This is a genomic window from Streptomyces sp. NPDC096105 (genome assembly GCF_044763335.1).
Lineage (GTDB): Bacteria > Actinomycetota > Actinomycetes > Streptomycetales > Streptomycetaceae > Streptomyces.
The window spans coordinates 187687-208661 of record NZ_JBIWGC010000007.1 but is presented as its reverse complement, the minus strand read 5'-3'; the positions used below and the strand labels follow the sequence as shown (position 1 = coordinate 208661).

The following is a 20975-nucleotide window of genomic DNA, read 5'->3' as shown; positions in this document are numbered from 1 at the left end:
CCCACGACGAGTGGCCGGAACCGACCGGCGCCCGGCCGGCGTGCGACCGGTCCTCGAGCGGGCCTCGACCGGCCGGCGAAGCGCTCAGCGCGACTGCGGCCCCCGCCGCTGCGGAAGCGTCACCACCGACGCGTCACCGGGGGTGGCCGGCGGCAGTCCCGCCACCTGCGCGAGCAGGTCGCACCACGCGACCAGGTGGGCCGCCGTGTCCGGCACCCCGCCCAGCCCCTCGCGCGGCGTCCAGGAGGCGCGGATCTCGATCTGCGAGGCGGCCGGGCGCTCGGACAGCCCGCCGAAGTAGTGGGAGCTCGCCCGCGTCACCGTCCCGCTGGGCTCGCCGAACGCCAGCCCGCGCGCGGTGAGCGCACCCGTCAGCCAGGACCAGCACACCTCCGGCAGCAGCGGGTCCGCCGCCATCTCCGGCTCCAGCTCCGCACGGACCAGGGTCACCAGCCGGAACGTGCCCCGCCAGGCCTCGTGCCCGGCCGGGTCGTACAGCAGCACCAGCCGGCCGTCGGCGAGGTCCTCCTCGCCGTCCACGACCGCCGCCTCCAGCGCGTGCGCGTACGGCGCGAGCCGTTTCGGCGCGGGGGTGGGCTCGACCTCGATCTGCGGCCGCAGCCGCGCGCCGCGCAACGCGTCGACAGCGGCCCGGAAGGGCAGCGGGGACGCACCCCCGGGTCCGGTGTCGCCCCCCTCCTTCGGTTCGTCCATTCCGCCAGCGCCGTCCGACAGTCGTCCCTGAGCCGCACCCATGCGGGGAAGGTTAAGCGGAACGGGCCGTCGGCGCAGGGAGGGACACCCGTGCCGCCCGGGGGTGTCCGGATCGCACCGCATCCCCGCCGCGCGCCCCCGCTCCCGGTGAGCGGCCCGGCGGCCGGGCGGGCGGCGAGGGTGACCCCCGCCACCCGGGATCCCCGGCGGCCGGGACCGTTCCGGCGACATGCGAGACTGGCCGGTGTGAGCGCCAACGTGAGCCCGACGGGCAGCCAGCCGACTTCGACGTACGACAGTGCCTTCCTCAAGGCGTGCCGGCGTGAGCCGGTGCCGCACACCCCGGTGTGGTTCATGCGGCAGGCCGGGCGCTCCCTGCCGGAGTACCGCAAGGTGCGCGAGGGCATCGGCATGCTCGACTCCTGCATGCGCCCCGACCTGGTCACCGAGATCACGCTCCAGCCGGTGCGCCGCCACCAGGTCGACGCGGCCATCTACTTCAGCGACATCGTCGTGCCCCTCAAGGCCATCGGCATCGACCTCGACATCAAGCCGGGCGTCGGCCCGGTCGTCGAGCAGCCGGTGCGCACCCGCGCCGACCTGCACCGGCTGCGCGACCTGACCCCCGAGGACGTCCCGTACGTCACCGAGGCGATCGGGACGCTGACCCGGGAGCTGGGCGCGACCCCGCTGATCGGCTTCGCGGGCGCCCCCTTCACCCTCGCCAGCTACCTCGTCGAGGGCGGCCCGTCCCGCACGTACGAGAACGCCAAGGCGATGATGTACGGCGACCCGGAGCTGTGGGCGGACCTGCTCGACCGGCTCGCGGAGATCACGGCCGCCTTCCTGAAGGTGCAGATCGAGGCCGGCGCCTCGGCCGTCCAGCTCTTCGACTCCTGGGCCGGCGCGCTCGCCCCCGCCGACTACCGCCGCTCGGTGCTGCCCGCGTCGGCGAAGGTGTTCGACGCGGTGGCCTCCTACGAGGTCCCGCGCATCCACTTCGGCGTCGGCACGGGCGAGTTGCTCGGGCTGATGGGCGAGGCCGGCGCGGACGTCGTCGGCGTCGACTGGCGCGTCCCGCTGGACGAGGCCGTCCGCCGCGTCGGCCCCGGCAAGGCGCTCCAGGGCAACCTGGACCCGACGGTGCTGTTCGCCGGCCGCGAGGCCGTCGAGACCAAGGCGCGGGAGGTGCTGGACGCGGCGGCCGGTCTGGAGGGCCACATCTTCAACCTCGGCCACGGCGTCATGCCGTCCACCGACGCGGACGCCCTGACGCGGCTGGTGGAGTACGTCCACACGACGACCGCCCGCTGACGGTACACAGCTGATCATCCGCAGGCGGCCCGCGGGCCGTCGGTGAAGCCGGTGCGGCGCGCCTCCGCGCGCCGCACCGGCTTCACGCGTTCCTGAGCGTCCCCTCCGCCGCCTTTCCGTCGTGCCCTCTGTTCGTCATCTCGAACAGCGATCGCCATATCGGTAACGATTGCGCAACTTGCGAAAACTCTTTGTTGCTCGTCCGTCATTTTCGGCGATACACCTTGCCCTACTTCGCGGATGGCCCATTAGTTTGCGCAAACTAATCAGCTTTTGGATCACTGACGACAGATCAGGAGCTCCACGATGACGAAGAAGACCCGCAGCGCGACGGCTGCCGCGATCGGCGTGTGTCTCGCCCTCGCCGCCGCCGGCTGCGCCGGTGGCGACGACGGCGCAGCCGGCGGCGAGGGCACGGTGACCGTCTGGACGAACGCGATGGAGGGGCGCGGCCTGGTGTTCTGGCAGAACGCCGCGAAGGAGTACCAGGAGCTGCACCCCGACGTCACGATCAAGATCCAGTCGGTGCAGAACGAGGACCTCGACGGCAAGCTGCAGAACGCCCTCAACTCGGGATCGGCGCCCGACGTCTTCCTGCAGCGCGGCGGCGGCAAGATGCGGGCCATGGTCGACGCCGGCCAGATCCAGGAGCTGGCGCTCACCGACACCGACCGGGCCAACGTGGGCGAGGCGGCACTCGAGGGCTCCTCCATCGACGGCAAGGTCTACGCGATGCCGCTCGACACGCAGCCCGAAGGGATCTACTACAGCAAGAAACTCTTCAAGAAGGCCGGCATCACCGCACCGCCGACGACGATGGACGAACTCAAGGACGCCGTCGCGAAACTCAAGGCGATCAAGGTCGCGCCGATCGCGGTCGGCGCCAAGGACGCCTGGCCGGCCGCACACTGGTACTACAACTTCGCCCTGCGTGAGTGCGGTCAGGAGACCCTGCAGGAGTCCGCCAAGTCGCTCACCTTCGACGACCCCTGCTGGACCAAGGCCGGCGAGGACCTCGCGGACCTCCTGGGGACCGACCCCTTCCAGAAGGGCTTCCTCACGGCGACCTCGCAGCAGGGCGCCGGCTCGTCCGCGGGTCTGATGGCCAACCACAAGGCGGGCATGGAGCTCATGGGCAACTGGAACCCCGGAGTCATCGCCGACCTGACCCCGGACAAGAAGCCGCTCCCCGACCTGGGCTGGTTCCCCTTCCCGGCCGTCCCCGGCGGCCAGGGCGACCCCACCGCCATCATGGGCGGCGCCGGCGGTTACTCCCTCTCCAGGAACGCGCCGGAGGAGGCCCTCGGCTTCCTCCAGTTCGTGGTGACCAAGGAACAACAGGAGGCCTACGCCGAGGCGTTCGACACCATCCCGGTGAACAAGGAGGCCCAGGGCGTCGTCACCGAGCCGTACAACATCTCGGCGCTCGAGGCCTTCAACGAGGCCGCCTACTCGATGCAGTTCCTCGACACCGTGTACGGCCAGAACGTCGGCAACGCCATGAACATCGCCGTCGTGAACCTGTTGGCCGGCAAGGGCTCCGCCGCCGACATCGTCAAGGACGTCAAGGCCGCCGCGGAGAAGGGCTGACCGGGCAGACATGAGCGACACCCTGGGCACCGGCACGGCCGACGGCCGCACGCCGCGGGGCGCGCCCGGGGCCGGGGACGCGGCCGCGGCCGTGCCCCCGTCCCCGCCGCGGGCGGCCGCACGCCGTCGGGGCAGGACGCGACTGGAGATCGCCGTCCTGTCCGCACCGGCGGTCATCGTGTTCCTGGCGTTCGTGATCTTCCCGGTCGCACTCGCCGCGTACTACGGCTTCTACCAGTGGAAGGGCTACGGAGAGCCCACCGACTGGGTCGGCCTGAACAACTACAAGCTGATCCTCACCGACCCCGCGTTCCACGACGTCCTGTGGCACAACGGCCTGATCCTGGTGCTGTCCCTGGTCATTCAGGGGCCGCTGGCGATCGGTCTCGCCCTGCTGCTCAACCAGCGGATCCGCGGCCGTTCGGCGATCCGCGTCCTGGTCTTCGTGCCGTACATCGTCTCCGAGGTGATCGTCGGCACCGGCTGGAGCCTGATGCTGCAGAGCGACGGCGCCGTCAACGACCTGCTGCGCGCGATCGGCCTGGGCTCGCTGGAGGCCGACTGGATCGCCGACCCGGATCTGGCCATCTGGACGCTGATGGCCATCATCACGTGGAAGTACATCGGATTCGCGGTGATCCTGATGCTCGCCGGTCTGCAGTCGATCCCGGACGAGATCTTCGAGGCCGCGCAGATCGACGGCGCCTCCTACTGGCAGATCCAGCGCCGCATCACCCTGCCGCTGCTGGGACCGACGATCCGCATCTGGGCCTTCCTGTCGATCATCGGCTCGCTGCAGCTGTTCGACCTCGTCTACATCATCTGGGGCCAGTACGTCTCGGGCACCGCCGGGACCTCCACCATGGCGATCTACCTGCTCGCCCAGGGCCGCAACGCGGGCAACTACGGCTACGGCAGCGCCGTCGCCGTCGTGATGTTCGTGATCTCGCTGGCCGTCGCGCTCGTCTACCAGCGCTTCGTCCTGCGCCGCGACCTCAGGGGCGCCGTCACCGAAGGGACCGTGTGATGAGCGCGACGACCTCCGCCTCCCGGACGCCCGTCACCTCCGGGAAGTCCGCGGGGCGCAGCGGCCCGCAGCAGACCTGGGGCAGCCCGGTCACCTACTTCGTCGCGCTGCTCTTCGTCGGCGTCTGCGTCGCGCCGGTGCTGTACATCGTGCTCGGCGGCTTCCGCACCAACGCGCAGATCACCACCGAACCGGCCGCACTGCCCGACCCCTGGGTGGCCGGCAACTACCTGGGCGTCCTCGAGTCGTCCGTGTTCTGGGGCGAGTTCGCCAACTCCCTGATCGTAGCGGTGGCCAGCACCGCCGGCATCGTCGCGCTCGGGCTGATGGTCAGCTTCGTCATCGCCCGCTACGACTTCCGGTTCAAGGGCGCGATGTACTCCCTGTTCGCGGCGGGCCTGATGTTCCCGATGGTCATCGCGATCACTCCGCTGTACCTGGTGATCAAGGACCTCGGGCTCGTCGACAACCTGCTCGGCGTGATCGTCCCGCAGATCGCCTTCGGCCTGCCGACGACGGTCATCATCCTCGTGCCGTTCCTGCGGGCCATCCCGAACGAGATCGAGGAGGCCGCCGCGCTCGACGGCATGAGCCGGCTCGGGTTCTTCTTCCGCATGGTGGTCCCGCTGTCGCTGCCCGGCGTGGTCACCGTCGGCATCCTCGGTTTCGTCGGCAGCTGGAACAACTACCTGCTGCCCCTGTACGTCCTCAACTCGCAGGCCAACTTCACCCTGCCGCTGGGCGTGCAGGTGTTCTCCTCGCAGTACTCCACGGACACCGCGAAGGTGCTCGCCTTCACCTCGCTCGCCATGCTGCCCGCCCTGGTCTTCTTCTCGGTCTTCGAGAAGCGCATCGTCGGCGGCCTCACCGGTGCGGTGAAGGGCTGACAAGGGAAGGAAGGGACCGCGCCCGTGCCCGTCACCTCCCGGCAGACACCGGACCCGGCCGCCGAACGCCGGGAGGTGACCTGCCCGATGCGTGACGGGACACGGCTGCGGACTCTTCTGCTCCTCCCGCACGGCACCGGCCCCTGGCCGGCCCTGCTCACCCGCCACCCCTACGACGTGACCCGGGAGGAGGACGACGGTTACCTGGACGTCGGACGCCTCGTCGCCGCCGGCTACCTGGTCGCGCTCCAGGACGTGCGGGGCCGCTTCGGCTCCGAGGGAGTCTTCGACCCGTGCGCCCAGGAGGAGACGGACGGCGCCGACGCCGTGGCCTGGCTCGCCGCGCGCCCGGAGTGCGACGGCACCGTGGGCATGTGGGGCGCGTCCTACGCTTCCGACACCCAGTTCGCCGCGCTGCTCGGCGGCGCCCCGGCGCTGCGGGCGGTCGCCCCGGCCATGACGCCGGCGCTGTCGGCGCTCGACGGGTTCCGCTTCCGCGGCGGGGTGCCGGAGCTCGGCAGCACCCTCGCGTGGACGCACTACGCCATCGCCCCCGACACGATCGCCCGTATCGCCTCCGCCCGCGACCGGGAGGCCGAACGGCGGCGCTGGGAGGCGACCGAGCGCGCGATCACGACGGGCGAGGCGTACCGCGCCGGGGCCCTGCACACCGGACGGGACGTCGAGGGGATCGTCCGGTGGGGCCTGGACCGACTGCGGGAGCCGCTGGATTCGGCGCGGCACCGCGAGGGGAAGATCGTCGACCGGATCGACGCGGTTGACGTGCCGGTCCTGCTGACCGGCGGCTGGTTCGACGTGTTCCTCGGGCCGACCCTGGAGCTGTACCGGCGGCTGCGGCGCCGGGCGGAGGACACGGGCGGGCCGGCGCCCCGGCTCGTGGTGGGCCCGTGGACGCACGACGACCTGTCGGGCCGGGCGGCGGGCCTGGAGTTCGGACCGGAGGCGTCCGCCGACGCCCCCGGCGACGGCGGGGGCCTCACCGCGCTGCACCTGCGGTGGTTCGACGCGGTCCTGCGCGGGGGCGCGGCGGAGCTGCCGCCGGTGCGGGTCTTCCTGATGGGCGCCGACCGCTGGGTGGCGGCGACCGAGTTCCCGCCGCGCGACGCGCGGACGCTCGAGCTGTATCTGAACGCCGGGGGCGCCCTCGCGCCCGAACCGGACGGAAGCGGAGGCCGGCGGCTCGTCAGCGATCCGGCGTCCCCGGTGCCGACGTGCGGCGGGGCGGTCCTGCTCTGCGCGCCGTTCGGTGCGGGACCCGCCGACCAGACGGAGGCCGAGGCGCGGCAGGACGTCGTCTCCTGGCGCACCGAGCCGCTGGAGGCGGAGCTCACGGTGATGGGTGCGGTCCACGCCGTCGTCAGCCTCCGGACCACGGGTACGGACGCGGACGTGGTGGTCCGGCTGTGCGACGAACACCCCGACGGCACCAGCCACGTCGTCACCGACGGCGTACAGCGGGGATCGGCGCGGTCCGTCGACCCGGTGACCGGCCTGGGGGAGCGGCGCCCGCTGGAGCCGGGCCGGGTGCATGAGTTCGTCGTGGACCTCTGGTCGACGGCGCACACCTTTCTGCCCGACCACCGGATACGCGTCGACATCGCACCCAGTTCGTCGCCCCGCTGGGACGTCGGTACCAACACCTTCGCGCCGGCAGGGGAGTTCACGCGGCCCGTCACGGCGGAGCACACGGTCCTCCAGGGCGCCGGCCACCCGAGCCGCCTCGTCCTCCAGGTCGTCGCGACTCCGGGACCGGCCCCCGCGTCACCGGCCTGACGCGGCACCCCTGGCCACGGGTCCGGTCGAGGCGCGGACGACCAGTTCGGTGGCCAGCTCCATACGGGCCGGGGGCCGGGTCCCGCCGTCCTCGCCGCGTGAGAGGTCGAGCAGCAGCTTGACCGCCGCGGCGCCCAGCTCGGTGCTGGGCTGACGGACCGTCGTCAGCCCGGGGGTGATGTACTGCGCCTCCGGGAGGTCGTCGAAGCCGATGACGCTGATGTCGTCGGGGACCCGCAGGCCCCGGGCGCTCAGCGCGTCGTAGACGCCGAGCGCCATCGAGTCGGCGCAGGCGAAGACCGCCGTGATCCCCGGGTCGCCGTCGAGCAGGGCGTGGGCGGCGGTCGCCGCCTTGGCGCGGTTCCAGCCGCCGTGGGTCACCGTCACCCTGGCCCGTCCCGCGGTCCCGGTGTCGGCCGCCGCGCGGAAACCGTCGACGCGCGCCCGGCTGAACAGATGGCGGGCGTGCCCGGCGACCACGCCCATCCGCTCGTGGCCCAGGGACAGCAGGTGCTCGGCGGCCATGCGGCCGCCCTCCCAGTTGGCCACACCGACGCTCGTCACTCCCGGCGGCGGTGCGGTCATCGGGTCGATCAGCACCACGGGGACGCCCGCCGCGAAGAGCGCCCCGAACTGCGGCGACGCGGGGTCGACCAGCGTGCCGACCACGCCGAGGGTGCGCCTCCGCAGGACCCGCGACACCCAGTCGCCGTGTGGTTCGGCCAGCGTCAGCACCACGTCGAGCCCCGCCGCGGCCGCCTCCCGGCCGACGCCTGCGATGAGGAGGTTCGCCCACGACCCCTCGAAGTGGGTGACCACCAGGTCGAGGACGTTGGACCAGCCGCTCTCCTCGCGTGCGCCCTCGCCCCTGGCCCCCGCCCGGCGGGTGTAGCCGACGGCCCGCACGGCCTCCATGACCCGTGCGCGGGTCTCCGCCGAGACGTCGGTCCCGCCGCGCAGCACCTTCGACACGGTCGGCACGCTCGTGCCGGCGGTCTTGGCGACCAGGGACAGGGTGGGACGCGTTCCGGCTGGTCGGGGTGGCATGGGGGACAGATTAGCCGAACCGGCGTGGACGCCCTCCGGACGCGGGCCGCCCCTCACACGGCAGACGTCGGGACGTACTCGAACCAGTCGGAGGCGGCCGTGCCCTGGGTGGCGTACATGCCGATGACGCGGCGGTGGAGCCGCAGGCGGCCTCGGCGGACAGGTGGCGCCCGTCCGGTTCGGCGAGCGGGTGGGCGCCCGGGGCGGTGGGACCGCCCGGCCGGAAGGCGAGGGTGTCGGGGCCGGTGACGCGGTCGTCGGTGAGCGAGGGAGTCGCGGGCACCTGGTCCGTCGTCCGGACCGTCACGGTGAGGGTCACCGGCCCGGCCGGGACGGAGCGCTGGGCCACGGTCTGGCGCAGCGGTCCGATCCGGGCGACGACGCGGGCATCGTCCTCCGCTTCGAACGGCGGGTTGCTGCGGGGAGCCGAGGCCCGCGGGCGGTCAAGCGGGTGGTCGTCTACCAGCCCGCCCGCGCGCGCCGGCCGAAGAGCATGCCGCGCGGCTCGGGCGGCGGGGGAGTGCCCGGCTTCAGCGGCCAGGCCAGCAGCATGCCGACGACGAAGCCGACGACGTGCGCCGCGTACGCCACCGTGCCCGCGTCCGTGACGCCCTGCCCGGCCGAGTACAGCGCCTGGAGCACGAACCACAGGCCCAGCACGATCCACGCGGGCAGCCGCAGCGGCAGGAAGATCAGGAACGGCACCAGCACCCAGACCCGCGCCCGCGGATAGAGGACCAGGTAGGCGCCGAGGACCCCGGCGACCGCGCCGGACGCGCCGATCAGCGGCTCGCCCGAGCCGTTGTTCAGGAGGGCGAAGCCGTACGCGGCCGCGTAGCCGCACAGCAGGTAGAACAGCAGGAAGCGGATGTGCCCCATGCGGTCCTCGATGTTGTTGCCGAAGATCCACAGGAACAGCATGTTGCCCAGCAGGTGCAGCCAGCCGCCGTGCAGGAACATCGCCGTCAGCACGCTCAGCTCCGGCGACTTCTCGTAACCGGGCGGCCCGATCACGCACCCCGGACCCTGCGGGCCCACGCCGGTCCCGCCCGTCGGCACGAGATCCGGCAGCCGGTGGTGGATCAGCTCCCTGGGCACCACCGCCCACCGCTCCAGGAACGCCTGGAGGTGACACAGGTCGGCCAGGCTGCCGCCGCCCCCGGTCAGGGAGCCCGCGACACCGGGCGTGAACGCGACGAAGACGACGACATTGGCGATGATCAGCGCGTACGTCACCCAGGGGGTGCGCCGCGCGGGGTTCACGTCATGGACGGGGATGACCACACCCCCCTAGTGCCCGGACGGCCGCCGGTGAATCAACGGCCCCCTGAACGCCGCCCGCCCGCCGTGCGTATGTCTCCTCGACCGCCCGCGGCGCGGGGAAGGCGCCGCGGGCCCGACGTAACGGGACGGCGTGACCGGCGACGGCAGGTGAGCGCACGCCCGTCGCCCGCAGCGCGCGCTCACCCCGCCCCGCCCCCCTGTCCTTACCGCCCGACCTTCGCCGCCGCCTTCCGTGCCGCCACCTGGACCGGGTCCCACACCGGGGAGAACGGCGGGGCGTAGCCCAGGTCCAGTGCGGCGACCTGGTGGACGGTCATGCCCGCCGTGAGGGCCACCGCCGCGATGTCCACGCGTTTGCCCGCGCCCTCGCGGCCGACGATCTGGACGCCGAGCAGCCGGCCCGTGCCCAGCTCCGCCAGCATCTTCACCGTCATGGGGGAGGCGTTCGGGTAGTAGCCCGCTCGGCTGGTCGACTCGATCGTCACCGCCTCGAAGCGCAGGCCCACGCGGTGGGCGTCCTTCTCCCGCAGTCCGGTGCGCGCGATCTCCAGGTCGCACACCTTGCTGACCGCCGTGCCGACCACCCCCGGGAAGGTGGCGTAGCCGCCGCCGGCGTTCGTGCCGATGATCTGGCCGTGCTTGTTGGCGTGGGTGCCCAGCGGGATGTGCCGCGACTGCCCGGAGACCAGGTCGAGCACCTCCACGCAGTCGCCGCCCGCCCACACGTTCCCCTGCCCGCGCACCCGCATCGACCGGTCGGTGAGCAGCCCGCCGTGCGCGCCGAGGGGCAGTCCGGCGTCCCGCGCGAGCGTGGCCTCGGGGCGTACGCCGATGCCCAGGACGACGACGTCGGCGGGGTACTCGGCGTCCGCGGTGGCCACCGCCCGTACCCGGCCGTCGTCGCCGGTGGGCAGCGCGGTCACCGTGGCATCGTTCACCATCGTGATGCCCAGGCCGGTCATGGCCTCGTGCACCAGCCGGCCCATGTCGGGGTCGAGCGTCGCCATCGGCTCCCGGCCCCGGTTGACGACCGTCACCTCGTAGCCGCGCCTGATCATCGCTTCGGCCATCTCCACGCCGATGTAGCCCGCCCCCACGACCACCGCGCGGCGCCCGCCGGTGCCGGCCAGCGTGTCCAGCAGCGCCTGCCCGTCGTCCAGCGTCTGCACCCCGTGCACCCCGGGCGCGTCGATGCCGGGCAGCTCCGGGCGGACCGGCCGCGCACCGGTCGCGATGACCAGCTTGTCGTACGGCGTCCACGACTCGGCGCCGGACTCCAGGTCGCGGGCGCGCACCCGCCCCCGGTCCAGGTCGATCTCCGTGACCTCGGTGCGCAGCCGCACGTCGATGCCCCGGGCGCGGTGCTCCTCGGGGGTGCGCGCGATCAGCAGGTCCCGGTCCTCGACGTCGCCGCCCACCCAGTAGGGGATGCCGCAGGCGGAGTAGGAGGTGAAGTGGCCGCGTTCGAACGCCACGATCTCCAGCTCGTCCGGACCCTTCATCCGCCGGGCCTGCGACGCCGCGGACATGCCCGCGGCGTCGCCGCCGATCACGACCAGCCGTTCCCTCACAGCGCTCTTGTCCATGCCGCCCACGCTACGGGGAGAGGGTCCGGGACCGTCCCTCAGGCGTCGCCGTTCCCGGCGTCCGGGGCGCGCCCGGGGACCGGCGGGGCGACGGGCGGCGAGTCCGGGCCCGGGCCCGGACCGCCGGTCGTGGGTCCGGGCCGCGGGCGGCGCCGCAGCCGGGGGGCGATCAGCTTGCTCCCCACCAGGACGACCGCCGCCGCCACCGCCGCGAACGGCAGGACCGCGCCCAGCGCCACCGTCAGCCAGCGCAGCATCGTCAGGAAGACGTCCCAGCCGCCCGCGAGCGCGTCCAGGAAGCCGGGGTCGTCGTCCTTCTCCGCCTCCTTCACGGGTGTCTCGGACAGCGTGAGGGTGATGGTGGCGAGGCTCGTGCGGTCCTTCAGGGAGGCCTGCTGGGCGAGCAGCGACTCCAGGTCCGCCTGGCGGCTGCTCAGCTCGCCCTCCAGCGTCACCACGTCGCTGAGCTCGGCCGCCCGGTCCATCAGCTCGCGGATCCGCGCCACGCTGGCCCGCTGCGACCGGATCCGGCTCTCCACGTCGACGACCTGGCCGGTGACGTCCTCCGCCTGCGCGCTGCGCTCGACGAGGGTGCCCGTGCCCTCCAGCTCGGCCAGCACCTCCTCGTACGCGTCGACGGGCACGCGCAGCACCACGCGCGTGCGCTCATGACCCCGCCCGTCCCGGCGGGTGGTCTCGTCGCCGACGTAGCCGCCCGCGGTCGCGGTCGCGGCACGGGCCTCCTCGAGCGCCGTCGGCACGTCCTCGACGCGCACCGTCAGGGAGGCGGTGCGGATGATGTGATCCGCCGCCACCTGGGGCGCGGAGGCCGCGGACCGGTCCGCCGCGCCGCCCGGCGCGCCCTGCTTCCCGGACTCGGGCGCGGCGTCCACGGCCGCCCCCTCGTCCGCCGCCACCCCCTTCCCCGCTCCGGCCTCGCTGTCGGCGCTGTCGCCGGACGCGCCGCACCCGGTGACCGCGAGGGCCGCCGCCAGCAGGGCCCCGGCGAGGGCGTGGGCGGATCGTGCGGATCGTCGTGTGCGCATGCGGGTTCCCCCTCGTGTCCTGACGGCTGACATCCCTGAGACGCCGTAAGGGGGGCGGGCGTTCGGGCCGGACGGTCGCAAGGGGGTCACGGTAGGGACTCGAGGGGGCCACACGGCCCTGTCGGACCGGCGTGCGGCATCTGAGAAGGTGGGAGGCATGAGCGGATCACACAGGGGCGGCGGCGGGCACGCCGTCGTCGTCGGAGCGGGCATCGCCGGACTGGCCGCCGCGCACCGGCTGCTGGAGCACGGGGCGCGGGTCACCGTCCTGGAGGCCTCGGAACGGGTCGGCGGCAAGCTGCTGCCCGGCGAGATCGCGGGCGCCCGCGTCGACCTCGGGGCGGAGTCGCTGCTGGCCCGCCGGCCCGAGGCGGTGGGACTCGCCCGCGCCGTGGGGCTGTCCGACCGGCTCCAGCCGCCCGCCACCGCCTCCGCCGCGCTGTGGACCCGCGGCGCCCTGCGCCCCATGCCGAAGGGGCACGTCATGGGCGTCCCCGGCACCGCCGCCGCCCTCACCGGGGTGCTGTCCGACGAGGGCCTCGCCCGGATCGAGCGGGAGGCCGACCTGCCGCCCGCCGAGGTCGGCGACGACGTGGCGATCGGCGAGTACGTCGCCGAACGGTTCGGCCGTGAGGTCGTCGACCGGCTCGTCGAGCCGCTGCTCGGCGGGGTGTACGCGGGGGACGCGTACCGCATCTCGATGCGCTCGGCCGTCCCGCAGCTCTTCGAGGCCGCCCGCGCGCACGCCACCCTGGCCGAAGCGGTCCGCGCCGTGCAGGCGAGGACGGCCGCCGACCGGCGGAGCGGACCCGTCTTCACGGGCGTCGCGGGCGGCGTGGGCACCCTGCCGCTCGCGGTCGCCGACTCCCTGCGCTCCCGCGGCGCCCGCATCCTCACCGGCACCCCGGTCACCGCACTGCGCCGCGAACCGGACGACGGCTGGCGGCTCGTCGCCGGCGGCGAGGTGCTGCACGCCGACGCGGTCGTCGTCGCCGTGCCCGCCCCGGCCGCCGCCGGACTGCTGCGCGCCGAGGCGCCGGGCGCCGCCGCCGAGCTGTCCGCCGTCGAGTACGCCTCGATGGCGCTCGTCACCCTCGCCTACCGGCGCGACGAGGCACGGCTGCCCGAGGGCAGCGGGTTCCTGGTGCCGCCCGTGGAGGGCCGCTCCATCAAGGCGTCCACCTTCGCCTCCCGCAAGTGGGGCTGGATCGCCGAGGAGAACCCGGACCTGACCGTCGTACGCACCTCCGTGGGCCGCCACGGCGAGACGGAGATCCTGCACCGCGACGACGACGAGCTGGTGGAGCTCTCCCGGCACGACCTGAAGGCGGCCACCGGCCTGGACGCCGCCCCGGTCGCCGCCCGCGTCACCCGCTGGGACGACGGCCTGCCCCAGTACCCGGTCGGCCACCACGCCCGCGTGGACCGCGTCCGCGCGCACCTGGCGGGCCTGTCCGGGCTGGCCGTGTGCGGCGCCGCGTACGACGGCGTCGGCGTCCCCGCGTGCATCGCGAGCGCGTACGCCGCCGCCGACCGGATCCAGGGTGACCTGCGCGGTGCGGAAGAGCTCACCGCGCACCCGGTGCAGAGCCTTCACCGAGGAGCAGGAGAATAAGGGACATGAGTGACGACGCCACCACCCCCGCGCCCGAACGGATCCCCAACAAGGGCAAGCTGGCCAAGGACCTCAACGAGGTCATCCGCTACACCCTGTGGTCCGTGTTCAAGCTGAAGGACGTCCTGCCGGAGGACCGCGCCGGCTACGCCGAGGAGGTCCAGGAGCTGTTCGACCAGCTCGCCGCCAAGGACGTCACGATCCGCGGCACCTACGACCTGTCGGGCCTGCGCGCGGACGCCGACCTCATGATCTGGTGGCACGCGGAGACCGCCGACCAGCTCCAGGAGGCCTACAACCTCTTCCGCCGCACCCGCCTCGGCCGCGCGCTCGAGCCGGTCTGGTCGAACATGGCGCTGCACCGCCCCGCCGAGTTCAACCGCTCGCACATCCCGGCGTTCCTCGCCGACGAGACCCCCCGCGACTACGTGAGCGTCTACCCGTTCGTGCGCTCCTACGACTGGTACCTGCTGCCGGACGAGGACCGCCGCCGGATGCTCGCGGACCACGGCAAGATGGCCCGCGGCTACCCGGACGTGCGCGCCAACACGGTCGCCTCGTTCTCCCTCGGCGACTACGAGTGGATCCTCGCCTTCGAGGCCGACGAACTGCACCGCATCGTCGACCTGATGCGTCACCTGCGCGGCTCCGAGGCCCGCATGCACGTCCGTGAGGAGATCCCGTTCTTCACCGGCCGCCGCAAGGACGTCGCCGACCTGGTCGCCGGCCTGGCCTGACGCCCGCCCGGCCTCAGGCCGCGGGCGGCGCCGGCTCGGGCGCCGGGTGCGGTGCGCAGGACGCGCGCCGCCCCGGCACCCGGCCCTCCAGCAGATACGCCGTCAGGTGCTCGTTCACGCACGCGCCGGCGCCGCCCGCCAGTCCGTGACTGCCGGCGTCCCGCTCCGTCACCAGGGCGGACCCGGCCAGCCGCCGGTGCAGCTCGAGGGCCCCGTCGTACGGGGTGGCCGCGTCCCGCTCGGCCGCCAGGATCAGCGTCGGCGGCAGCGCGCCCTTCCCGGCGCGCACGTCCAGCGGCCGCTGCCGGGGCGCGGGCCAGTAGGCGCAGGGCAGGTTGGTCCACACGTTGTGCCAGGTCCCGAACGGCGCCCGGCGCGCGAGCCGGGTGTTGTCCCGGTCCCACACGGCGAAGTCCGTCGGCCAGGGGGCGTCGTTGCACTCCACGGCCAGGTACACCGCGCGCGTGTTCTCCGCCTCCGCCGCCGCCTCCGGGTGCTCCTCGGCCTGCTCGACCAGCGGCCCGGGGTCGCCCCTCAGGTACGCCGACAGGGCGTGCGCGCGCTGCGGCCAGTGGTCGTCGTAGTACGCCGCCCCGAGCATCGCCGTGTGCAGCTGCGCCGGTCCGACCTTCCCGCCCGCCGGTTCCCGCGCCAGCCGTTCGCGCACCCGGTCGTAGCTGTCCCGCACCTTCCGCGCGGTGTCGCCCAGCCCGTACACGTCGTGGTGGCGGGCCGCCCAGGCCCGGAAGTCCGCCCAGCGGCCCTCGAACGCGGCCGACTGGGCGAGGTTGTTGCGGTACCAGATCCGCTCCGGCGCCGGGTTCACCGCCGAGTCGAACACCATCCGCCGCACGTGCGAGGGGAACAGCGTCGCGTACAGCGCCCCGATGTACGTGCCGTACGACGAGCCGAGGAACGTCAGCCGGGTCTCGCCCAGCGCGGCGCGCAGCACGTCCAGGTCACGGGCGTTGTTCAGCGAGGTGTAGTGCCGCAGCGCGTCGCCGGACCGCTCGGCGCACCCCCGCGCGTACGCCGCCGCGCGGGCCGCGTGCTCCCGCTTGACCTCCGCCGAGGGGTGCCGGGGCGCCGGCGCGGGACCCTGGTGGAACGTCTTCGGGTCGACGCACGACAGCGGGGCGGAACGGCCCACCCCGCGCGGCGCGTAACCGACCAGGTCGTAGGCCGCCGCGAGCCGCTTCCAGCCCGGGACCACGCCCGTCATCGGGAAGTGCATCCCGCTCGCGCCCGGCCCGCCCGGGTTGTGCACCAGGGAGCCCTGCCGGGGCACCGCGCGCCCGGTCGCCGGGTCCTTCCCGGTGGCCCGGGAGCGGCTGACGGTCAGCCGGATCCGCTCGCCGTCCGGGCGGGCGTAGTCGAGCGGGACGCGCAGCGTGCCGCACTCCACGGTGGGCGGCAGCTCCTGCTCCTTCGCGCACGGGCCGAAGTCGATGCCCGCGGAAGCGGCGCGCGCGGCGGCCACCGCGGTGCCGCGCGCCTCGGACGCGGACGCCGGGGGCCGGGCGGCGGCCGCCGGGGCGGTGAGGAGCAAGGACCCGGCTGTCACCAGGACGGCGGCGGTTCTCATCGGTGGTCCCTTCGGAGCGCTGCGGCGACAGAAGGGATGTTTTCGGCCCGCGTGGGGCCGGGCAAGGACCGACCGCCTGGTGTCGGCGGCCGGTTCACCGCCCCGGAGCCACCGCCCGGTCAGCCCTCCGGGTGCGGCTCCCGGTGCGCGAAGGCCGCGCGCACCTGCGGTCCGCCCGCCGCCCGCACCCCGCGCACCGCGACGGAGGTGAGATACGCGCGGTCGTCGTCGGGGTCGCCGGCCGCCGCACGCCGCACGGAGGCCAGCAGCCGCTGACCCGCGGGGGACGCCCAGCGCGAGGCGGGGCTCAGCTCGAACCGTGCGATGGCCAGACACCCCAGCGTGAACACCAGCGGCAACGCGAACCACAGGGCGACCAGCGAGCGCGGCATCTGCGACGGCGTGGGCACGAGCAGCGCGGCGGCGGCCAGCCCGGCCACGGCCGGCACCGCGAGCCGCGTCCGGCGCAGCGCCTCCGCGACGGTCCGCCCGTCGCCCTCCGGCACCGCGAGCCCGGCGCACACCAGGCGGTCCGCCAGCGCGCGCACCGTCTCCGCGGTCGCCGCCGCCTTCCGCACCGGCGCTATGGGCGACTGCCCGTCCGGTCCGATCGCCCCTATCACCGTGCGCTCGATGTCGTTCCGCCCGCGCGGGTCGACGACGGTGGCCCAGCCGGTGTGGGCCAGCAGCAGGCGCCGCTGACGGGCCATCGCGACGAGCGTGACGTCGGCGACCCGGACGGGGCCGCCGGACAGGAACGCCGCCTCGTACAGCGTCAGACCCCGTCCCTCGCCCTCACCGCCCGCGGCCGCCTCACGCACCGCCGCACGACACAGCCGCAGCCCCGCGACACCGGCGATCGCCCAGGCCAGAAGCAGGAGAGGAACCCAGAACATGGACCGTTTGTAAGGGACGCAGTCGCGAAAGCACCATGCCTTGTTCACCATCCGGACGCGGTGTCGCGGGCAGGCGACGTTCCGCCTGACGCGCGCGGGCGTCCCCGGCGGGCGTCCCGGAGGGGCCTCAGCGGCGCAGCAGCGCGCGGCGGGTGGCCCGGGCCAGGCGGACCACGGGCCGGTGCGACCGGGGGCGCGGACCCGACCGGTCGAGCCACCACGCGCGCAGCTCGCGCCGCGCCCGCGTGTCCTCGGGGCGTCCGGCCGACAGCAACCGCTCCACGAAGGCCATCGCGTCGTGCCGGTAGCCGCCCGTCATCGGCCGGGTCTGCGCGTACGCGAGGAAGGCCGGCCGGTAGCCGTCGCCGAGGATCACCGGCAGTTCCGGGGCCACCCTCGCGACGACGTCCGCGCGCTTGGCGGCGAGCGCCCGCGCCTGCACCCGCATCCGCGTCCGGTCGAACCCCTCCGGCACCGGCGTCCCCGCGACCAGCGCGGACAGCACCGCCGTCTGCGCGAGCGCCAGCCGCTCCCGCGCGGACCCGTCCGCGGCCTCCACGGGGGCGGGCTCCCGCACGCCCTCCGCGGCCGGGGCCTCGGACCGGCTGCGGGCGCCCGCCTCCACCGCCCCGCGGATCGCGTCCAGTTCGCGCTCCAGCTCCGCCGGGGGCGGGAAGTTCTCGTCCCGCTCCAGCAGCACGCCCGGGGGCGAGACGCGGGAGGCGAGGCCGGTGAGGATGTCGAGCACCGGACGCGGCACGGGGTGGGCGTGGCTGTCGTGCCACACGCCGTCCCGCTCGAACCCGCCCGCGACGTGCACGTAGGCGAGGGCCTCCAGGGGCAGGCCGGCGAGCGCCTCGGCCGGGTCCTCCCCGCGGTTGACGTGGTTGGTGTGCAGATTGGCGACGTCGATGAGCAGCCGTACGCCGGTGCGGTCGGCCAGTTCGTACAGGAACTGCCCCTCGGTCATCTCCTCGCGGGGCCAGGAGAACAGCGCGGCGATGTTCTCCACGGCGAGCGGCACCGGGAGCGCGTCCTGGGCGATGCGGACGTTCTCGCACAGCACCGCGAGGGCGTCGCGGGTGCGCGGCACCGGCAGCAGGTGCCCGGCCTCGACGCCGGGGGTGGCGGTCAGCGGCCCGCCCGCGCGCACGAACGCGATGTGCTCGGTGACGAGGGGCGAGCCGAGCGCCGCGGCCCGCTCGGCGAGCGCGGTCAGGCGCCCCTCGTCGGGCCGTTCGGCGCCGCCGAGCCCCAGGGAGACGCCGTGCGGCACGACGGTCACGCCGCGTTCGCGCAGCCGCAGCAGCGAGTCGGGCAGGTGCCCGGGGCAGACGTTCTCGGCCACCACCTCGACCCAGTCGATGCCCGGCATGGCCTCCACCGCGTCCGCGATCTCCGGGCGCCACCCGATCCCGGTCCCCAGCCGCACCGTCGTCATCCCCGTCCCCTCCCGCACCCCGGCGTTCCCGCCCGGCCCCCGGCACGCCCGCACCGGGCGTGCCGGGGATATGACCCGGCGCTCCGCGCGCGAACCGTCCCGCGGCCGCCTTCAGAGGAACATTTGAGGTTGGGGCAGGCCGTCACGACGGCCGCCCGGCCCGTTGACCCGTCGCCGGAGGGGTGCCGTCTGTGCGCCTCTCAGCGCACCTGGAAGGCCGTCGACACACCCGTGACCGACGAGACCTTCCCGCCCAGGCTCTTCGCGTCGCCGTGGTAGACGACGCGGTAGGCGCCCGGGGGAGTGCCCTGGGGGATGTCCCAGGTGATCGTGACCTTGGACGCGGCGATCCCGTCGCGGGCCCAGTGGAAGCGGGTCGCCCAGTCCCCGTCGTCGGCGACGGTGCGCCAGGCTCCGCCGGAGTCCCGCCGCTCGATCCGCAGGTACGTGTCACCGCGGTGCAGGTCGTTGCCCGGGTGGGCGCCCGCGAAGACGACCTCGACGCGTTCCCCCGTCCGGTAGTTCTCCCGCGGCCGCACCAGCACGTCGCCGAACGTCCGGAACAGGGGCGGCGCGTCCAGCACCACGCCGGGCTGGAGCGAGAGCACCGTGCCGGACAGGTCCGGCGGCTCGGGGCCGAGCGGCAGGTCCGTGCCGTCGCGCAGGGACACCGCCAGCTCGGCCGCGGTCTGCTGGAGCGCCGGGAGCTGCCAGCGCCCGAAGAGGGTGCTGCCGCCCTCGTAGTGCTGGGCGTCGTACTCCTCCGGCGTGGTCACGTAGTGGACGTACGCGTTGCTGTAACCGGCGACGAGGACGTCGTCGAGGGCCGCGCCGACGATCCCGGCGACCGTGCGCCGCAGCCGCAGGCCCGCGCAGACGGTGACCTCGCCGGGGATGCCGATCAGGTAGAGGCCGCCGATGCGCACCAGCATCACCGGCACCCGCTCCTGCACCCAGGGGTAGACGCGGTTCATCTCCCCGATCGGCACGAAGACGTCCTTCGGCGCCTGCGCCCGCTTCAGCTCGGGGGACACCGTGTAGACGATCGAGTCGGAGACGGCGTCCCAGAACGGGTTCTCGCCCTCGTCGAAGCCGGGGAAGGCCGGGCCGTCCTCCAGGCTGCCCGCCGCCATCGCCGCGCCGACGCACGGGGTGGACGTGCGGTGCGTCCGCCCGTCGCCGGTGAACTCCGGGCGCACGGTGACGTCGGAGAGGTCCACGTACACCATCCGCGAGTCGACCGGCCCGGACAGCCGCGTGCCGGGCTTCCCCGCCTGGGCCGCGGCCGCCTCGTACTGGCGGAGCCCGTTGGCGCGGGTGGCCTCGAAGTCGGCGGGCGTCGTGGGCGGCACCAGGTCCAGGTTGGGCGACATGTCGCCGCTGTTGGTCTGGGCGAACGCGGAGACGAACGCCGGGGAGCCGTCGGCCAGATAGTCGACGCCGTGGACCTCGCGCTCCCAGTGGTAGGCCGCGTAGCCCTTGTTGTCGGCGCTGATCAGGCGGTTGTCGCCGGACATGCTGGTGCCGTGCACCGGGAACCAGTTGACCGCCCCGACCGTGCGGCCCCCGCGCTCCACCCGTAGCAGGGTGGTGAGGGTGTCGACGCCGTCCGGGAAGTGGTCCCGGTCGGCCTTCGGGTTGCGGTCGAAGGCGGCCCGCGAGCGGTTGACGCTCGCACCGGTCAACGTGCCGTGGCTGAGGAGCAGTTCGGACGGGGCCAGGTCGTCGTGCGCGTTGCGCGCCGCCTCGAACAGGCCGTCCGCCACCGCCTCGAAGGTCGCCCGGTGGAAGCCGAACGTCGTGGTGTTGTAGAGGAGATGGTGCGAGTGGCCGCCGGGTCCCGCGTGGGTGTGGGTGGCGGTGATGAGCACGTTCCGCTCGGTGTACAGACCGCCGTACGCCTGCTTCAGCCGTCGCAGTACCGCCCGGTGCACGCTCTCGAAGATCATCGGGGAGTCGGCGACGATCAGCAGCACGCGGCGTCCGCTCGCCTCCTCGACCACGGCGAACGCCCGCGCCCGCAGACGGGTGTGCAGCCCCGCCGCCTGCTGGTCGAACCGGCCGTACCCCATCATGCCGACCTCGGCGACCTCGCCGGTGGCGTCGGAGATCCCCCGGCCGACGAGATAACCGCCGCCGCCTCCCGCGGCGGCCGCGGCGCCCGGGGAGACCAGGTGCGCGCCCGCCAGCCCGAGGCCGGTGGCGGCCCCCGCCTTCAGGACGGTCCGGCGGTCGCGCAAGGGAGGACGTTCCGCGGTCATACGCTGCTCCTCAGGCTCGGTCGGCCTCCGGGCGGGCGGAACATGAACAACATTCACGTTCCGCGCGCTTCATTGGTACACCGCCTGCCATGAACACGGCAAGAGGATGTGCGCGGCCGGAGCAGGGCCGGCACGGCGGCCGGCCCCGCGA

At 74.1% G+C, this 20975-nt stretch carries 16 protein-coding genes and 1 pseudogene; 7 read left to right on the top strand and 10 right to left on the bottom strand.

Annotated features, from left to right (window positions below; genetic code table 11):
• Positions 1 to 84: 84 nt before the first annotated feature.
• Positions 85 to 714 (bottom strand): DUF3000 domain-containing protein, encoded by a 630-nt coding sequence (locus ACIQ8B_RS14575; RefSeq protein ID WP_198602423.1) that lies wholly within the window; start codon positions 712 to 714, stop codon positions 85 to 87.
• Between the two features lie 246 nt (positions 715 to 960).
• Between ACIQ8B_RS14575 and hemE the strand changes: the two genes are divergently transcribed.
• The 5 genes from hemE (at position 961) to ACIQ8B_RS14550 (ending at position 7326) form a co-directional block, all read left to right on the top strand.
• Positions 961 to 2028: a uroporphyrinogen decarboxylase gene (hemE, locus tag ACIQ8B_RS14570; protein ID WP_403546963.1), complete on the top strand. Its 1068-nt coding sequence runs from the start codon at positions 961 to 963 to the stop codon at positions 2026 to 2028.
• A 306-nt stretch (positions 2029 to 2334) separates the two neighbouring features.
• Entirely contained in the window at positions 2335 to 3618 is a 1284-nt protein-coding gene (locus ACIQ8B_RS14565) for an ABC transporter substrate-binding protein (protein WP_403546961.1), read from the top strand.
• Positions 3619 to 3628: 10 nt separating this feature from the next.
• The gene (locus ACIQ8B_RS14560; RefSeq protein WP_403546959.1) at positions 3629 to 4645 is read left to right on the top strand and encodes a carbohydrate ABC transporter permease; all 1017 of its coding nucleotides are present in this window, start codon (positions 3629 to 3631) and stop codon (positions 4643 to 4645) included.
• A complete protein-coding gene (locus tag ACIQ8B_RS14555; protein WP_403546957.1) occupies positions 4645 to 5532 on the top strand; it encodes a carbohydrate ABC transporter permease in 888 nt (295 codons plus the stop codon). The genes ACIQ8B_RS14560 and ACIQ8B_RS14555 overlap by 1 nt, the downstream gene beginning before the upstream one ends.
• Positions 5533 to 5556: 24 nt before the next feature.
• Positions 5557 to 7326 (top strand): CocE/NonD family hydrolase, encoded by a 1770-nt coding sequence (locus ACIQ8B_RS14550; protein WP_403546955.1) that lies wholly within the window; start codon positions 5557 to 5559, stop codon positions 7324 to 7326.
• Here ACIQ8B_RS14550 and ACIQ8B_RS14545 read toward each other — a convergent pair.
• From ACIQ8B_RS14545 to ACIQ8B_RS14525, 5 genes and pseudogenes are all read right to left on the bottom strand, one after another.
• On the bottom strand, positions 7315 to 8373 hold the full coding sequence (locus ACIQ8B_RS14545; RefSeq protein ID WP_403546953.1) for a LacI family DNA-binding transcriptional regulator: 1059 nt from the start codon (positions 8371 to 8373) through the stop codon (positions 7315 to 7317). The two genes, ACIQ8B_RS14550 and ACIQ8B_RS14545, sit on opposite strands and share 12 nt — an antisense overlap.
• A gap of 53 nt (positions 8374 to 8426) precedes the next feature.
• A pseudogene (locus ACIQ8B_RS14540) lies at positions 8427 to 8764 on the bottom strand (glycoside hydrolase family 43 protein); the annotation flags it as partial.
• 68 nt (positions 8765 to 8832) lie between these two features.
• A complete protein-coding gene (locus ACIQ8B_RS14535; protein ID WP_290007618.1) occupies positions 8833 to 9657 on the bottom strand; it encodes a rhomboid family intramembrane serine protease in 825 nt (274 codons plus the stop codon).
• Between the two features lie 203 nt (positions 9658 to 9860).
• Positions 9861 to 11243 (bottom strand): FAD-dependent oxidoreductase, encoded by a 1383-nt coding sequence (locus tag ACIQ8B_RS14530; protein WP_403546951.1) that lies wholly within the window; start codon positions 11241 to 11243, stop codon positions 9861 to 9863.
• Between the two features lie 38 nt (positions 11244 to 11281).
• On the bottom strand, positions 11282 to 12289 hold the full coding sequence (locus tag ACIQ8B_RS14525; protein ID WP_403546950.1) for a DUF4349 domain-containing protein: 1008 nt from the start codon (positions 12287 to 12289) through the stop codon (positions 11282 to 11284).
• Between the two features lie 157 nt (positions 12290 to 12446).
• On the opposite strand from ACIQ8B_RS14525, the gene hemG reads away from it, so the two are divergent.
• Both hemG and hemQ read left to right on the top strand, forming a co-directional pair.
• Complete coding sequence (hemG, locus tag ACIQ8B_RS14520) at positions 12447 to 13904, top strand: protoporphyrinogen oxidase (protein ID WP_403546948.1); 1458 nt, start codon at positions 12447 to 12449, stop codon at positions 13902 to 13904.
• Positions 13905 to 13909: 5 nt separating this feature from the next.
• A complete protein-coding gene (gene hemQ / locus ACIQ8B_RS14515; RefSeq protein WP_106411903.1) occupies positions 13910 to 14641 on the top strand; it encodes a hydrogen peroxide-dependent heme synthase in 732 nt (243 codons plus the stop codon).
• A gap of 13 nt (positions 14642 to 14654) precedes the next feature.
• Here the strand turns inward: hemQ and ACIQ8B_RS14510 are convergent, their stop codons facing one another.
• The 4 genes from ACIQ8B_RS14510 to ACIQ8B_RS14495 all read right to left on the bottom strand — a co-directional run bounded on the left by ACIQ8B_RS14510 (position 14655) and on the right by ACIQ8B_RS14495 (position 20824).
• The gene (locus tag ACIQ8B_RS14510; protein ID WP_403546946.1) at positions 14655 to 16226 is read right to left on the bottom strand and encodes an alpha/beta hydrolase; all 1572 of its coding nucleotides are present in this window, start codon (positions 16224 to 16226) and stop codon (positions 14655 to 14657) included.
• Positions 16227 to 16345: 119 nt separating this feature from the next.
• Complete coding sequence (locus ACIQ8B_RS14505) at positions 16346 to 17122, bottom strand: TIGR04222 domain-containing membrane protein (protein ID WP_403546944.1); 777 nt, start codon at positions 17120 to 17122, stop codon at positions 16346 to 16348.
• A gap of 127 nt (positions 17123 to 17249) precedes the next feature.
• The gene (locus ACIQ8B_RS14500; RefSeq protein WP_403546942.1) at positions 17250 to 18563 is read right to left on the bottom strand and encodes a DUF692 domain-containing protein; all 1314 of its coding nucleotides are present in this window, start codon (positions 18561 to 18563) and stop codon (positions 17250 to 17252) included.
• Positions 18564 to 18763: 200 nt separating this feature from the next.
• On the bottom strand, positions 18764 to 20824 hold the full coding sequence (locus ACIQ8B_RS14495) for a neutral/alkaline ceramidase (RefSeq protein WP_403546940.1): 2061 nt from the start codon (positions 20822 to 20824) through the stop codon (positions 18764 to 18766).
• Positions 20825 to 20975 lie beyond the last annotated feature (151 nt).

What these genes read in the sequence shown, in the direction of transcription:
- ACIQ8B_RS14560 (WP_403546959.1), top strand. Translation starts at nt 3,629, where the DNA reads ATGAGCGACACCCTGGGCACCGGCACGGCCGACGGCCGCACGCCGCGG.
- ACIQ8B_RS14575 (WP_198602423.1), bottom strand. Translation starts at nt 714, where the DNA reads ATGGACGAACCGAAGGAGGGGGGCGACACCGGACCCGGGGGTGCGTCC.
- ACIQ8B_RS14510 (WP_403546946.1), bottom strand. Translation starts at nt 16,226, where the DNA reads ATGAGAACCGCCGCCGTCCTGGTGACAGCCGGGTCCTTGCTCCTCACC.
- ACIQ8B_RS14555 (WP_403546957.1), top strand. Translation starts at nt 4,645, where the DNA reads ATGAGCGCGACGACCTCCGCCTCCCGGACGCCCGTCACCTCCGGGAAG.
- ACIQ8B_RS14525 (WP_403546950.1), bottom strand. Translation starts at nt 12,289, where the DNA reads ATGCGCACACGACGATCCGCACGATCCGCCCACGCCCTCGCCGGGGCC.
- ACIQ8B_RS14545 (WP_403546953.1), bottom strand. Translation starts at nt 8,373, where the DNA reads ATGCCACCCCGACCAGCCGGAACGCGTCCCACCCTGTCCCTGGTCGCC.
- ACIQ8B_RS14505 (WP_403546944.1), bottom strand. Translation starts at nt 17,122, where the DNA reads ATGTTCTGGGTTCCTCTCCTGCTTCTGGCCTGGGCGATCGCCGGTGTC.
- ACIQ8B_RS14495 (WP_403546940.1), bottom strand. Translation starts at nt 20,824, where the DNA reads ATGACCGCGGAACGTCCTCCCTTGCGCGACCGCCGGACCGTCCTGAAG.
- hemQ (WP_106411903.1), top strand. Translation starts at nt 13,910, where the DNA reads ATGAGTGACGACGCCACCACCCCCGCGCCCGAACGGATCCCCAACAAG.
- ACIQ8B_RS14530 (WP_403546951.1), bottom strand. Translation starts at nt 11,243, where the DNA reads ATGGACAAGAGCGCTGTGAGGGAACGGCTGGTCGTGATCGGCGGCGAC.
- ACIQ8B_RS14500 (WP_403546942.1), bottom strand. Translation starts at nt 18,563, where the DNA reads ATGACGACGGTGCGGCTGGGGACCGGGATCGGGTGGCGCCCGGAGATC.
- ACIQ8B_RS14565 (WP_403546961.1), top strand. Translation starts at nt 2,335, where the DNA reads ATGACGAAGAAGACCCGCAGCGCGACGGCTGCCGCGATCGGCGTGTGT.
- hemG (WP_403546948.1), top strand. Translation starts at nt 12,447, where the DNA reads ATGAGCGGATCACACAGGGGCGGCGGCGGGCACGCCGTCGTCGTCGGA.